Genomic DNA, 12,775 nt, shown 5'->3' with positions numbered 1-12,775 from the left:
TTAGTCATTCTCAAGGAATGAACGCAAATGCTCTGAACGTGAAGGATGACGTAATTTACGCAATGCTTTCGCTTCAATCTGACGAATACGTTCACGTGTTACGTCAAACTGCTTACCAACTTCTTCTAGAGTATGGTCTGTTGGCATATCGATACCAAAACGCATTTTCAAGACTTTTGCTTCACGTTCAGTCAAGTTTTCAAGAACTTCACGTGTTGCTTCTTTTAAGCCTTCAGACGTTGCAGCATCAATCGGAGAGGTGATGTTGCCGTCTTCAATGAAGTCACCAAGATGCGAATCTTCATCATCACCAATTGGTGTTTCCATTGAAATTGGTTCTTTCGCGATTTTAAGCACTTTACGAACTTTCACTTCGTCCATTTCTAGACGTTCACCTAATTCTTCAGGTGTTGGTTCACGACCCATTTCTTGAAGAAGTTGGCGAGATACACGGTTGATCTTGTTAATGGTTTCGATCATGTGTACTGGAATACGAATCGTACGTGCTTGGTCGGCAATCGAACGTGTAATCGCCTGACGAATCCACCAAGTTGCATAAGTAGAGAACTTATAACCACGACGATATTCGAATTTATCCACCGCTTTCATCAAGCCAATGTTACCTTCTTGGATCAAGTCGAGGAATTGCAAACCACGGTTGGTGTACTTTTTCGCAATCGAAATTACCAAACGTAAGTTGGCTTCAACCATTTCCTTTTTCGCACGGCGAGCTTTCGCTTCACCAATCGACATACGTTTAGAAATGTCTTTGATGCCTTTAACATCTAAACCAAGTTCTTTCTCGATGTCAGCGATTTTTTGTTGGAATGCCAGAACGTCAGGGCGGACTTTTTCAAGATAGCCTTTCATTTCTGCAGGTGCTTTAGCAATTTGTTCATCTAACCAAGCAAAGTTAGATTCTTGACCTGGGAAAGACGTACGGAATTGAGTACGGTCCATACGACCACGACGTACTGCATAGCGCATAACTTCACGTTCAGAAGTACGGATTTGGTCATGGGTATTACGAATCAAATCAGAGATGATGTCGAATAAACGTGGTGTGAATTTGAACATCATGAACACAGTTGCAAGTGCTTCAAGTGCAGCAGCAGCTTCTTTACTGTTACGCCCATGTTTTTCAATTGCAGCTTTAGTGACTAACCATGCTTGTTCAAGCTCAGTGAAACGTGCTTTAGCAATTTCAGGATCTGGACCAGATTCGCCTTCAGAATCATCATCACCTTCAGACTCTTCTTCTTCATCGTCATCATCAAGTTTGACATCTTTAGTTGGCTTGTTGGTTGACGCTTCATCTTCATCGATCTCAGAATCATCTTCGTCGATCACTTCAGGGATGGCTTCGTCAGATTCTGGATCTAAATAACCAGAAAGAATATCAGCTAAACGGCGTTCACCCGCTTCATAATCTTTATATTCTTGCAATACAACTTCGACTGCATTTGGCCAATAAGCAATAGAATGTAAAACGTCACGAATACCTTCTTCGATGCGTTTTGCAATGCTAATTTCGCCTTCACGTGTCAAAAGCTCAACTGTACCCATTTCGCGCATATACATACGCACAGGGTCAGTGGTACGACCGGGTTCATTTTCAACAGATGCAAGTACAGCAGCGGCTTCTTCTTCAGCAACTTCGTCAGTCGCTTCGCTGCCACCTTCAAACATTGTATCGTCAGTTTCTGGTGCACGATCATGTACCGGAATACCCACGTCATTCAACATCTGAATGATGTCTTCAATCTGTTCACTTTCAGTGATTGAGTCCGGGAGATGATCGTTAACCTCGGCGAAAGTTAGGTAACCTTGCTCTTTGCCTCGGCTAATCAGAGCCGCTACTTGAGAAGTAGGGGAAGTCATATCGCTCATCTTTGCTTACTCTTCGTTGAATCTGTGGCAGTAAAAAACCGTGCATTTTAGCACGATCGTCTCATTAAATCTTGTTAATAGCTGGCTTATCCCATTAGGACGGTACAGCATCAAGCTGTCCAATGAGATATTAAAAATTTAAATTCAGTAATTTAGGTGGGGCTGAAATTGTTGTTTTCAAGTTCATCCCATGCATCGATTATTTTACGAGTCATCTTTGACTGTCATAAAAATGAAGGACGCAGGGTGGATTATATCATGCCACAGGTTTTGGTAAGAAAAAAAGACCTATTTTTAAAGTTTAGTTGTTAAAAAAACAAATAAAACTTGACAATATTTTATATCCCATATAAATAGCGGCTAGACCCCTTCAATTTTTTTCATTATGAGGTAGTTTTGGTGTCTTCTACAGATTTTGAACTAGATGATAACTACGGTGATGATGATGTGAATTTCGATGAGGCCAGTGCAAAAACTAGCGCGAAAGAATCGTTAGAAAAGCGCCGACTTATTGATGACCTTCTGGCTCAGCGCCGTCTTGAACGTGAGCTTAAAGATTTTGATTACGACATCGACGATGACGATGATTTTGATGACGAAGAAGACTAAATAGCGATTTAGCATAGCGCTTGAAAATGCTATGCTTACGCATTAAGTTTCTAACTCTGGATTTGAAATGAGTGCTTTAGATTTAGACCTTTTGAGTGACTATTTAGACGGCGATGACAACGAGCATGGTCTAGATTTTGCAGCGACTCATGGTTTTTTATGTGCAATTGCAGTAGGCCCAGCTTTTGATAAATGGCTAGACGAACTTTTTGATAACAATCAGAAAAAAGTACCTGCTGAAATTATTGCACAAGTAAAAGCATGGCTCGAATCGATTCGTCAGAATCTTGCCAATGAAGATGGTATTGAATTTCCATTTGAAATTGAAGAAGCCGATGTTGAATCAAGTCTTGGTGACTGGAGTGTTGGCTTCGTTGATGCCATGTTCCTAAACGAAGATGCATGGTTCACCGACGAGTTTGAAGAACAATTGGTTGATTTAACTTTGCCAATCATGGTGTTCAGCGGCATTGATGAAGAAGATCCACAAATGGAATCTTTCCGTCGCAATGGTCAGTTGATGGATGAACTTGCAGAAGAAATCCCAACCAATTTGAACGAATTATATTTGATGTATCACACACCAAATTAATTTCGACGAAATTTAAAAAAAGCACCTTGGGGTGCTTTTTTTAGCGCCGTACTTTTTTAATTCAAAATCAATCTTAATGCTTAACTGCGTTGGGCTTTTAAGAAGCTTTTCGCCATCCATCCAAAAGATAAAGCCAACACGAGATAATGGATAAGTAGCGTAAAGCTGATAGCAAGCAGCCAGACCCAAGCGGGTAATTGCGTTAGCACCATTTGAATAAAGGCTTGGGTTTCTGGGAAGATTAAGAGACAAATGACGGTCGCGACGACACTAATCAGTACCGAAGCCAAAATACAGCTCCAAATCAGGGTTTTCTTTTCAGCCTTATCTGGCACTCGCTTATGGTCTTTGACAAAGCTAGATGCCGCAGCAAAACCGCCCACAATGAGACAGGTAATAGATGAACCACCGGGTAAATCAAAGAAAGACTCGATGGCTGCGACAGCGACCAGGGCGAGGGCATAAGCAATGCTAAATGTGATGATGTATTTTTTCATTATTTAATGTTCATGTTTTCGTTTTATAAAGAGCGAGTATAGCTTGCCCGAAGTTTCTTCACTGAATTTTAAGTTTCAGTGAAGGGTATTGATTCAAATTCTAACGGAATAAGTTAAAAAAATTTATAATTTTTTAGCGCAGTAGTCTGCATACCAACCGTAGGCAATATGAAATATTGTGCCATGAATGGCGACCAAACAAAGCATAACCACAGCAGTTAGCCCGATGCCTGCATGATCTACAGACTTCATAATGCTTTCGGCATTGGGATTCATTAGCACCAAGAACAGCACAAAAAAGCTACCAATGATGATTGCAACGGCACTGGAGCCCCAAACCAGTTGGATCTTTTCATGGTTGCTAGGCACACGTTGTTCTTTCTTTACAAAATGCCCAACGCTGATTAATGCACATGCCACCAATGTAGGAATTAATGTAATACCACCAAGATTTAATCCAAAAATTAATACGGTAATCAAAAGCACCAAGGCGATGCTATAAACAGCAGCAAAGTGTAGGAGATAGTGTTTCATTTAAGCCCCAAAAACAAAAAATTAACGATGTCGACGTTGATGTCGGCGATACAAAATCCAAGCAATAATGATGACTGTGATCAGAATAATCACATGGCCAACTTTACTAAATATTTGCTGCATTAACTGCTGATTTTCACCTAAATAAAAACCCATACAAGCTAAAAAAGTGGTCCAAATAATCGTACCTAAACCACTATAAAACATAAACTTCCAAAATGGCATGCGGCTCATTCCCGCAGGAATACTAATGAGAGAACGCACAGCTGGAATCATCCGGCCGAAAAATACAATGCGGTGACCGTATTGCTCAAACCATGCTAGAGATTTTTTTACATCTGCCGATTTGATAAATAAATACTTTCCATAGCGATCGACGAAGCGGAAGATGGATTCATGCTTAAATTTATAGCCAATCCAATATAGCAATGCAGCCGCCAGTAAAGAACCGACACAACCTGAAATAATGACACCAATGAGGAGTAGTTGACCTTGGGAGGCAGAATAGCCAGCCGAGGGCATAATGATTTCAGAGGGGATTGGGGGGAAGACATTGTCAAGAAACATGAGTAGGGCAATACCGAGATAACCCAACTGTTCCATGATTGAAATGATCCATTCAGTTAAAGTCATGGTAGCTAAGGCAGAGAAAAGGTGTATTTATCCTATGTTGAAAAGCGCAGTGGGTAAAGTTCCGTTTTAAATATTCCTGAAACCACCTAAGCAAAAACAACAAATATTGAGTTCATCTTGTATTAAGTAGCATGTAGGCTTAATGAGAAGGAAAATGTATCAATGCGTGAGGGCATTAAGCAATGCTGAATGATATAAGGCTGAATAATTGAAAGGCTTGGATCATAGTTTTTATAGTATTGAGCGTACGCTGTTCAGTTTGGATTTTATTTTGATGTCGGAGCTTTAGCAGCTTTAAAAATCGTTTTATATACTGAACAGCGTAGGACTAGGTTGCAATAAGTAGCGTTGCAAGGTGCATAAATTAATCATCATGTTCCATATTTAATAGTGTGTGAATATAGACTTGGCGTAAGCTCAGAGATAAAGCAAATGGAATCACACAAAGTCCAAGAATGTTGAGCATAGTGGGTTGTAAGTGCAATGTATAAGCAATAAATAAGGCAAAAATTGCACCAATGCATGTAGCAACACTGACTATCAAAATATGCGACTGTTGGTTAAGCAGGTGTTTTAATTCTCCTACACTTTCTTTTACACGGGGAGCGGGTAAAGCAAGGCGCCTTGAGGTTGCAATTGGAGAGTTGATTAATTTTGGCATAATGCTTTCCTTTTTCAATTATCTATAATGATTTTCTCGGATCAATTGATCAGAATAAGCATAAATGCGCGAACTGATTCTCGTAAATAACCAGATATAGTTATTTTGTCAAAAAAATTAAGTCACTGTTGAGAATGCGTAAAAAAAACCCTAAAAATAGGGCTTTTATTTATATATCGTTACAACAAATTTTCCTTAGAGACGCTTACGTTTTGCTGCCACAATTTGTGATTGACGCATACGGAAGCCTGCTTTTTGCTGTTCAGTAGTTTTGTCGATACAGTATTTGCATGATACGCCGTGTTCGTAGCTCGGAAGTTCAACTTCAGCAGGAGCCAGTGGCCAACCGCATGCGTGACATTTGATATTTTCGCCTTCTTCCATACCGTGAGTGACAGCAGTACGACCGTCAAATACGAAACATTCACCTTCCCACATGCTTTCTTCAACAGGGGTTTCTTCTAAATATTTTAAGATACCGCCTTTAAGGTGATAAACCTCATTAAAGCCTTCTTGAAGTAAAAGTGAGGTTGATTTTTCACAGCGAATACCGCCTGTACAGAACATGGCAATTTTCTTATCTTTATGCTGCTCAAGCTCTTTTTTCACGTATTCAGGGAATTCACGGAAAGTCTCAGTTTTCGGGTCAATCGCACCCTTAAATGTACCTGCTTTGTATTCATAGTCGTTACGTGTATCAATTAGGATTACGTCATCACGTGCAATTAGTTCATTCCATTCTTTAGGATCAAGATAGTGACCGACTAAATCACGTGGTTTCACTTCCACACCTAACGTCACGATTTCTTTTTTCAGTTTGATCTTCATTTTACGGAATGGTTTATCCGCGCTATGCGATTCTTTGTATTCCATCGCATTGAAGCCTTCATTGAGAAGGAATTGATGGATGATATCTACAGATTTACGGTCACCGGCAACCGTACCGTTAATACCTTCACCTGCCACAATTAGAGTACCGCAAAGGTTGATGGTTTTTACCAAGTCTAAAAGACGTTGTTGAAGATCGGCAGGATCTTGAACTTCTTTGAATTGATAAAGTGCGGCAACAACCCAACCAGAGGTCGCTTGCTGTTCTACAGGTGCAAGCTGTTCTACAGTAGCGTTCATGGAGTACTCCAAGTGAATAAACAGGATAAAAATTAAGGCGCACATTCTACCGTGATTTGGATGAATAAGCGAGTAATGTGGTGGCTTTTAGCCACACATTTGATCATGGCTTCATTTCAGCAGTTTTAGCGTGTATAGTCATGCCGAGTTGTTTTTATCCCATAAATATTGATTGAATGGAGCCGGTTTTGAGTACTGATCGTCGAATTGCCTCGTTGACCCCATGTGCAGGGCGTTGTTCTACGGTATTTGGTGATTCAGTCTGTCGTGGTTGCCGCCGCTTTAACCATGAAGTCATAAAATGGAATACCTATACAGCAGAGCAACACACGGCCATTTGGTGTCGTTTAGATGCGCAGTTAGATCAAATTTTAATACCGATGTTGCCGCAAGCAGATATCGTCCATGTCGAAGGCTTTGTTTTGTCTAAGCGAGTTCGCTTACGTCCAGATGCAAGCAAAGGCCGAAAACTGTATCACGCACTCAAGCTCTGCGAAAAAAACCGTCATTTCACAGATGACAGTGGACTCGGGATACATTACAAACAGGTACGACCGTTGTGGGATGAATTTGAGCGTCGTGTTTTGGCACTCGCCACAGCCAGCTATGATTTGGCATTTTTAAGAGCGGATGCCATTCGCTTGCATTTATTGCAAAACATGGATGAAGAGGACTAAGTCCTCTTTTTTTATGTATGAAATTTATCGTGATCTAAAAAATAAGTGAAGGAATCTCAGCGTGAATTATTCGGAGTACTTTTTATATTGTGTGGCCGTCATCGTAATGATTGCAACGCCTGGACCTGTCATGCTGTTGGTCGCAAGTGCAGGCTTACAAGGCGGCTATAAAAAGGCATTTCAAACCATTGTCGGGACGAATTTTGCTTCACTGATTTTGATCGTACTGTCGGTGTGTATTTTAAAAGGCATTTTAAATGTGAATGCGCACTGGCTCGATGGCATCAAAATACTGGGTTGTTTATATATTGCTTATATTGGATTTGATATTTTAAAAGAAGTAACTATACAGCCCACTACACAATCTCTGCAGTTAAAAGCAGCACAAGGGGGTTTTAAGCAAGGACTAATTGTGGGGATTTCAAATCCTAAGGATATTATTTTCTTCGCGTCATTTTTTCCGCAGTTTGTAGGAATTACTCCTCATCTTAATCTGAGTTTAATTGTGTTGACCCTGAGTTGGATCGTTTTAGATTTCGCGACCTTGTCTTTGGTGTATTTGTCTTTTCATCGATTGTCGAAATCACGCTGGTATAAAAAATTGTTGGCACTGTGTGGGCTGATTTTAGTGGTGGTTGCCATCTATGGCATCTATAGCATATTCACGGTTTAATTCTTAACTTGAAATGTGCAGTAAAAAATAAAAAAGGCTGATTCAATCAGCCTTTTTTATGAACGTGTAGAGCTTTAATTAATTCGCACTAGAGATTGTGCTGTAAACGATATTGCACAATTTCTTCAATGGTGAGTACAGTCAAATGATGGGTTTGTGCATACGCTAAAACTTGTACGCCATTCGCCATTGTGCCGTCTGGGTTGGTTAATTCACACAAAACACCTGCGGGTTTTAAACCGGCCAGACGTGCCAAATCAATAGTCCCTTCAGTATGTCCACGACGGGTCAATACGCCGCCTTCACGCGCACGTAAAGGAAAAACATGACCCGGACGGTTTAAGTCACTAGCCACAGCACCATCTTTAATTGCGGCTTTGACTGTAGTTGTTCGGTCTTTTGCTGAAACGCCAGTAGTAACACCTTCCGCAGCTTCAATGGTTACGGTAAAGGCAGTTTTAAAATGGCTAGAGTTATCAGATACCATGGGTGGAAGTTCTAAATGATTAGCCTGAGCATCGGTTAAACACAAACAAACAATCCCTGAACCGTCACGAATCATACGTGCCATGGTTTCTACAGTCAGTGTTTCTGCTGCAACAATCAGGTCGGCTTCATTTTCACGGTCAAAATCGTCCATGACTAAAACAGGCTTGCCTTGACGAATGTCTTCTAAGGCTTGCAGCATGCGCTGTTCTGCAGGTGGAAGGGCAGAAAAGAAAATTTCGGGTTGAATTAAACTAGACATTGAAACGCTCGCGTAAATTTTAGATACGGTTGAACATTTCAGGACATGTGAAATAGTGGCGTTACGATATATATTGAAAATGATCAATGATATAGAGATGTGACGTCGTCTTCTTTCATCCGGACTATACCGTCGGCTCAGGTATTGCACCTGATCTGCGAATCGCGTTTAAACGATTGGCTCGTGGGCTTTTTGCAGGGCTTTCAACCCAGCAAATTTACCACCGGTGGGGAATTTCACCCCGCCCTGAAGCGATGTGTCTTGAGTATAGACCTGTTTGAGTGCTGATGGGGGATTATTGCTTAGAATCCTTTGCAAAATTTTAGATAAGTAATGTTATAAGATTGGATTTGTAAGCATTTTTATAAAGTGTGCCAAAGCATGCTATCGTGCCGATAAATCAACCATGATTGCATAATGATAAAAAATGACGCTTCCTCAGCATTCTCAGCAGCAGAATATAAAGCTGCATCGTTCACAGTTAGATCAAGAGTTTTCAACAGATTTGTTCCAAGCTGTACAGGTTATTCGGTATCTGCAAGTAATCGGTGTTGCACTGATAGCTGCCAGTTTCGTGTATTTGATCGCGGCAAACTGGTTGATGTTGCCAAAATTCATTCAATTGGCAATTCCAATGTTGCTGTTGCTACTTAGTGCTGTGACGAGTGTATATGTTGCAAGTCGTGTTTGGATTCAGCAAAGTTTAGATACTTTAAGCGGTTTGTTGCTTGGATTGAGTTTGGCTGTGATTGGGCAGGTCTATCAAACAGGTGCAGACAGTTATCTGTTATTTTTGGTCTGGGCTTTGCTGCTTTTACCTTGGTTATCTCGACCGAATATTGGAGTCTTTGCGTTACTGTGTTTGATCAGTCAATTGGCATTATTTTTATATTTTAAACAAAGCTATTTAATCGTTGATCATTCATGGTGGTATTTACTCTGCATGAATGTATTGACGGCAATTTGTGTGACCTTGTGTTTGAAATATTATGCTGCACTGCGCTTTGTATTTGTTGCATTTATTACACTAATGTCGATGTATTGCATGTTTTTATACTGCGGAAATGGGGCAGAGCAGTATCAATGGCAATATTTAATTTTTGCCTTGTTGCTTCCAATTTATCTGATTATCTATTTTTATCGACAACATCGTGCATTAGAAACCAGTTTACAAGCTGCAGGTCTCGCCGCGAGTTTCAGTATTTTGATTTTCCAATGGGCAGAACATATTTTATCTGACTCGAGTGCAGGATTGTTGGTTTTTGCCTTGCTGATATTTGCTTGGTTTGCGGTGATCAGTTGGGCACTGATGAAATTTCTGCCACAGACTAAATTTGCGGTTATTCCTTTAGCGATTGGGGCATGGTTCGCAGGCATTATTTTATCGAGCTTATTGCTGACCTATTGGAAGGCGTTTTCAATCGTCATGGGCTTAGTTTTTGTGGCTGTGGCTTGGTGGTTGATTCGACGAGCTAAAAGTATCTTTAGTCGCCAATTTGCTTACTGCTTATGGGTATGTGGCCAATCTGCGGTCTTCATACATACAGAGAGCTTGACCGATAGCATTGGGTTTATTTTAGTATTACAAATTGGCGTTATCTTGCTCTGTTTGTTTAGTCGAATGCATTGGTTTATTGTTTTTATTCAACTCATTGCAGGATATGGCCTTGCAGTGGCCACACTATTTGATGCCGATCTTTTTATGAGCGATGAACATGTCATCTTAGCTGTGATTGGATTGAATTATATTCTACTGATTTTCTTGCTCGGGAGTGCAACAGCTTGGTTGCACTCGATGTATCGAAAAAGTGTTGTGTTGTGGATGTTATGCATCGTATTGGCGGGTGTGGTGTTGCAGACCTTGTCAAATAACGTTCTACATTTTGAACAGACCCAACATGGTGTTCTTGACCTGTTTATCGTTTATCTACTGCCTGTGGTTTGGCTTGGCCTTTACATCGCAAATCAGCAAAAACAGACGGGGCGCGAAAAATGGCTGTTACTGCTATTGGGTCTTGTGCTGATTGCGATGGGCTATTTTGAAATTTTCTTGTTATTGGTTTTATTGGCATGGGCGCAGGTCTATCAGCAATCTTTGGTTAAAGCCCTTTGCATCGTGTTGATCATTTTTAGCTTATGGATGCTGTATTACAATTTAGGGTTGAGCTTTTTACTGAAAAGTTTAACGATTTTGATCTCTGGTCTTTTGCTGCTTGGCATCACCAAAATGTTAACTGCGATACAGCATAAACAAGGGGAAGGAGCATGATGAACATACTCAATAAAAAAATGCTTCCTATTGGTTTGGCTGTACTCAGTATTCTTTTATTTGTACTGATGATTGCACGGCATGAATGGCATCTGGCAAACAGTCAGAGTATTTATGTAAAGCTGCAACCGGTCGATCCTCGCTCTTTGATTCAAGGAGATTATATGGCCTTGAATTATCAGCTCTATTTTGGTGGTCAGCCTTCTGAAGAGCAATCTGCTAATGGGCAGGCTGCCAAAGCGAACAAAGAAGAAAATGTACACCGTGACTATTTTGTAGATCAAAAAAGTATTGTGAGTTATGTGCAGCTTGATGCACAGCGTAGGGTGATTCGAACCAGTTTCAACCCAGAGTTGTTAGCGCAGTATCCAAGCTCATCCACAAAACTGGTGCTCAAAAATCCTGACAATAGATTTGAGGGTTTATATCCCGCTGCGAGCAGCTTTTTATTTGCTGAAGGCTTGGAGTCGTGCTATCGCGATGCGCAATATGCAGAGCTAAAGGTACAAGAAAATGGTCAGCCTTTGTTGGTGGGTTTGGTCGGAGAGCATTTACAGCCCTTTGATTGTAAACAAAACCAAGCATGGTGGAAGGGCCCGAGAGCAGGGGAGATAAGTTGAGCTGTTGAGTTGTATGTAGTGATATGCGTCTAATACTGAATTTTTGCAGTCAATAATGCATAGTTCAGCCATAAAAAAGCCCGCAAATTTTGCGGGCTTTTTAGAATCTTTAAATGCTTGAATTAAGCGACTTGAACCGGAATACAGTTCGCTGTGTGGTTCACCGTGTTGTTTGGGTTCGCATAGACTAAGCGTGGCTTATGTGCATTTGCTTCAGCTTCTGTGAAATCACCAAAAGTTGCGATAATCAACAAGTCGCCAATATCTGCTTGGTGAGCAGCACCGCCATTTACAGAGATAATGCCAGAACCTTCTTCACCACGAATGGCATAAGTGGTAAAACGCTTACCATTAGTCACGTTCCACATATGAATTTCTTCATATTCACGGATACCGGCTAAATCTAGAAGAATACCGTCAATTGCACAAGAACCTTCATAATGTAATTCTGCTTGTGTAACGACGCAACGGTGGATTTTAGCTTTTAATAAACGAGATAGCATGGCTAGCGTCTCCTTGGTAGACCTAAGATCGTATCTTATGGTGGAACAATCTCTTGAATGCTGGGTGAGCAGTCAAATGCAAGCGCATTTTGCTCTGAAATCATTCAGATGGCAATAAGTATTGTTCAACAATTTGTGGAATTGTCAGTTCTATTTGTAAGCGTTGATCTGGTTCATGGCTTGCTGAATCTCACCACTTACCAACAATTTAGTACGTGATAAGGCATGTGCAATAGCATCATCCATTAAGCCTTGTTCACTACTTGGTGCTTTACCTAAGACATGGCCTGAGACACGTTCTTTAGAACCAGGATGACCAATACCAATACGTAAACGATGGAAATTTGGACCAATATGCGGGACGATATCGCGTAAACCATTATGACCACCATGACCACCGCCCGTTTTCAGGCGAATGACACCCGGGTTCATATCGAGTTCATCGTGTGCGATAAGCATTGCTTCAGGAGCAATTTGATAGAATTTAGCGAAGGGAACAACACTTTGACCAGAGAGGTTCATAAAGGTTGTGGGTAACAGCAGACGAACGTCTTGACCTTCGATATTACCACGACCACTGATGCCTTTATATTTAGGATCAGCTTTAAGTTGGATGCCATATTGTTCTGCAAGGCGTTCTACAAACCAGAAGCCTGCATTATGGCGGGTTTGGGCATACTCAGAACCTGGGTTACCCAAACCAACAATCAGTGAAAGTTTACTCACTCATTTACACCATTT

15 protein-coding genes and 1 riboswitch are annotated in these 12,775 nt (G+C 40.8%); of the genes, 6 read left to right on the top strand and 9 right to left on the bottom strand.

What is annotated here, in order from left to right:
- Positions 1-1,890: an RNA polymerase sigma factor RpoD gene (gene rpoD / locus FTU79_RS01455; protein WP_078192191.1), complete on the bottom strand. Its 1,890-nt coding sequence runs from the start codon at positions 1,888-1,890 to the stop codon at positions 1-3.
- Positions 1,891-2,289: 399 nt separating this feature from the next.
- On the opposite strand from rpoD, the gene FTU79_RS01450 reads away from it, so the two are divergent.
- Positions 2,290-2,499, top strand: a complete 210-nt coding sequence (locus FTU79_RS01450; protein ID WP_078191373.1) for a PA3496 family putative envelope integrity protein — start codon at positions 2,290-2,292, stop codon at positions 2,497-2,499.
- 67 nt (positions 2,500-2,566) lie between these two features.
- Entirely contained in the window at positions 2,567-3,091 is a 525-nt protein-coding gene (locus FTU79_RS01445) for a YecA family protein (protein ID WP_078191372.1), read from the top strand.
- Positions 3,092-3,171: 80 nt separating this feature from the next.
- Here the strand turns inward: FTU79_RS01445 and FTU79_RS01440 are convergent, their stop codons facing one another.
- The 5 genes from FTU79_RS01440 to FTU79_RS01420 all read right to left on the bottom strand — a co-directional run bounded on the left by FTU79_RS01440 (position 3,172) and on the right by FTU79_RS01420 (position 6,544).
- On the bottom strand, positions 3,172-3,588 hold the full coding sequence (locus FTU79_RS01440; protein ID WP_180048751.1) for an ABZJ_00895 family protein: 417 nt from the start codon (positions 3,586-3,588) through the stop codon (positions 3,172-3,174).
- Positions 3,589-3,711: 123 nt separating this feature from the next.
- Positions 3,712-4,122, bottom strand: coding sequence for an ABZJ_00895 family protein (locus FTU79_RS01435; RefSeq protein WP_111885304.1), 411 nt, complete (start codon positions 4,120-4,122; stop codon positions 3,712-3,714).
- Positions 4,123-4,143: 21 nt separating this feature from the next.
- Positions 4,144-4,755, bottom strand: coding sequence for a DedA family protein (locus FTU79_RS01430; protein ID WP_180048750.1), 612 nt, complete (start codon positions 4,753-4,755; stop codon positions 4,144-4,146).
- A gap of 364 nt (positions 4,756-5,119) precedes the next feature.
- Positions 5,120-5,416 carry a hypothetical protein gene (locus FTU79_RS01425; protein WP_180023226.1) on the bottom strand — a complete coding sequence of 99 codons (297 nt, stop codon included), beginning with the start codon at positions 5,414-5,416 and terminating at the stop codon, positions 5,120-5,122.
- Between the two features lie 195 nt (positions 5,417-5,611).
- Positions 5,612-6,544 carry a rhodanese-related sulfurtransferase gene (locus FTU79_RS01420; RefSeq protein WP_180011542.1) on the bottom strand — a complete coding sequence of 311 codons (933 nt, stop codon included), beginning with the start codon at positions 6,542-6,544 and terminating at the stop codon, positions 5,612-5,614.
- Positions 6,545-6,732: 188 nt separating this feature from the next.
- On the opposite strand from FTU79_RS01420, the gene FTU79_RS01415 reads away from it, so the two are divergent.
- Complete coding sequence (locus FTU79_RS01415) at positions 6,733-7,221, top strand: DUF1289 domain-containing protein (RefSeq protein WP_078191447.1); 489 nt, start codon at positions 6,733-6,735, stop codon at positions 7,219-7,221.
- A gap of 61 nt (positions 7,222-7,282) precedes the next feature.
- Positions 7,283-7,894, top strand: coding sequence for a LysE family translocator (locus FTU79_RS01410; protein WP_180048749.1), 612 nt, complete (start codon positions 7,283-7,285; stop codon positions 7,892-7,894).
- Between the two features lie 88 nt (positions 7,895-7,982).
- Here FTU79_RS01410 and ribB read toward each other — a convergent pair whose 3' ends face one another.
- Positions 7,983-8,642, bottom strand: a complete 660-nt coding sequence (gene ribB / locus FTU79_RS01405; protein WP_078191365.1) for a 3,4-dihydroxy-2-butanone-4-phosphate synthase — start codon at positions 8,640-8,642, stop codon at positions 7,983-7,985.
- 103 nt (positions 8,643-8,745) lie between these two features.
- Positions 8,746-8,899: riboswitch (FMN riboswitch) on the bottom strand.
- A 170-nt stretch (positions 8,900-9,069) separates the two neighbouring features.
- On the opposite strand from ribB, the gene FTU79_RS01400 reads away from it, so the two are divergent.
- Together FTU79_RS01400 and FTU79_RS01395 are read left to right on the top strand one after the other, a co-directional pair.
- Positions 9,070-10,911 (top strand): DUF2157 domain-containing protein, encoded by a 1,842-nt coding sequence (locus FTU79_RS01400; protein ID WP_180007588.1) that lies wholly within the window; start codon positions 9,070-9,072, stop codon positions 10,909-10,911.
- Positions 10,908-11,531, top strand: a complete 624-nt coding sequence (locus FTU79_RS01395) for a GDYXXLXY domain-containing protein (RefSeq protein WP_257223195.1) — start codon at positions 10,908-10,910, stop codon at positions 11,529-11,531. The genes FTU79_RS01400 and FTU79_RS01395 overlap by 4 nt, the downstream gene beginning before the upstream one ends.
- A gap of 122 nt (positions 11,532-11,653) precedes the next feature.
- Here the strand turns inward: FTU79_RS01395 and panD are convergent, their stop codons facing one another.
- On the bottom strand, positions 11,654-12,034 hold the full coding sequence (panD, locus tag FTU79_RS01390; RefSeq protein WP_078191363.1) for an aspartate 1-decarboxylase: 381 nt from the start codon (positions 12,032-12,034) through the stop codon (positions 11,654-11,656).
- Between the two features lie 150 nt (positions 12,035-12,184).
- The gene (pth, locus tag FTU79_RS01385; protein ID WP_168378106.1) at positions 12,185-12,760 is read right to left on the bottom strand and encodes an aminoacyl-tRNA hydrolase; all 576 of its coding nucleotides are present in this window, start codon (positions 12,758-12,760) and stop codon (positions 12,185-12,187) included.
- Positions 12,761-12,775 lie beyond the last annotated feature (15 nt).

The sequence above is a fragment of the Acinetobacter sp. YH12144 genome (assembly GCF_013418345.1).
GTDB classification, from domain to species: Bacteria; Pseudomonadota; Gammaproteobacteria; order Pseudomonadales; family Moraxellaceae; genus Acinetobacter; species Acinetobacter amyesii.
The sequence above is the reverse complement of the archived record's forward strand: the minus strand, read 5'-3'. Positions and strand labels throughout refer to the sequence as shown.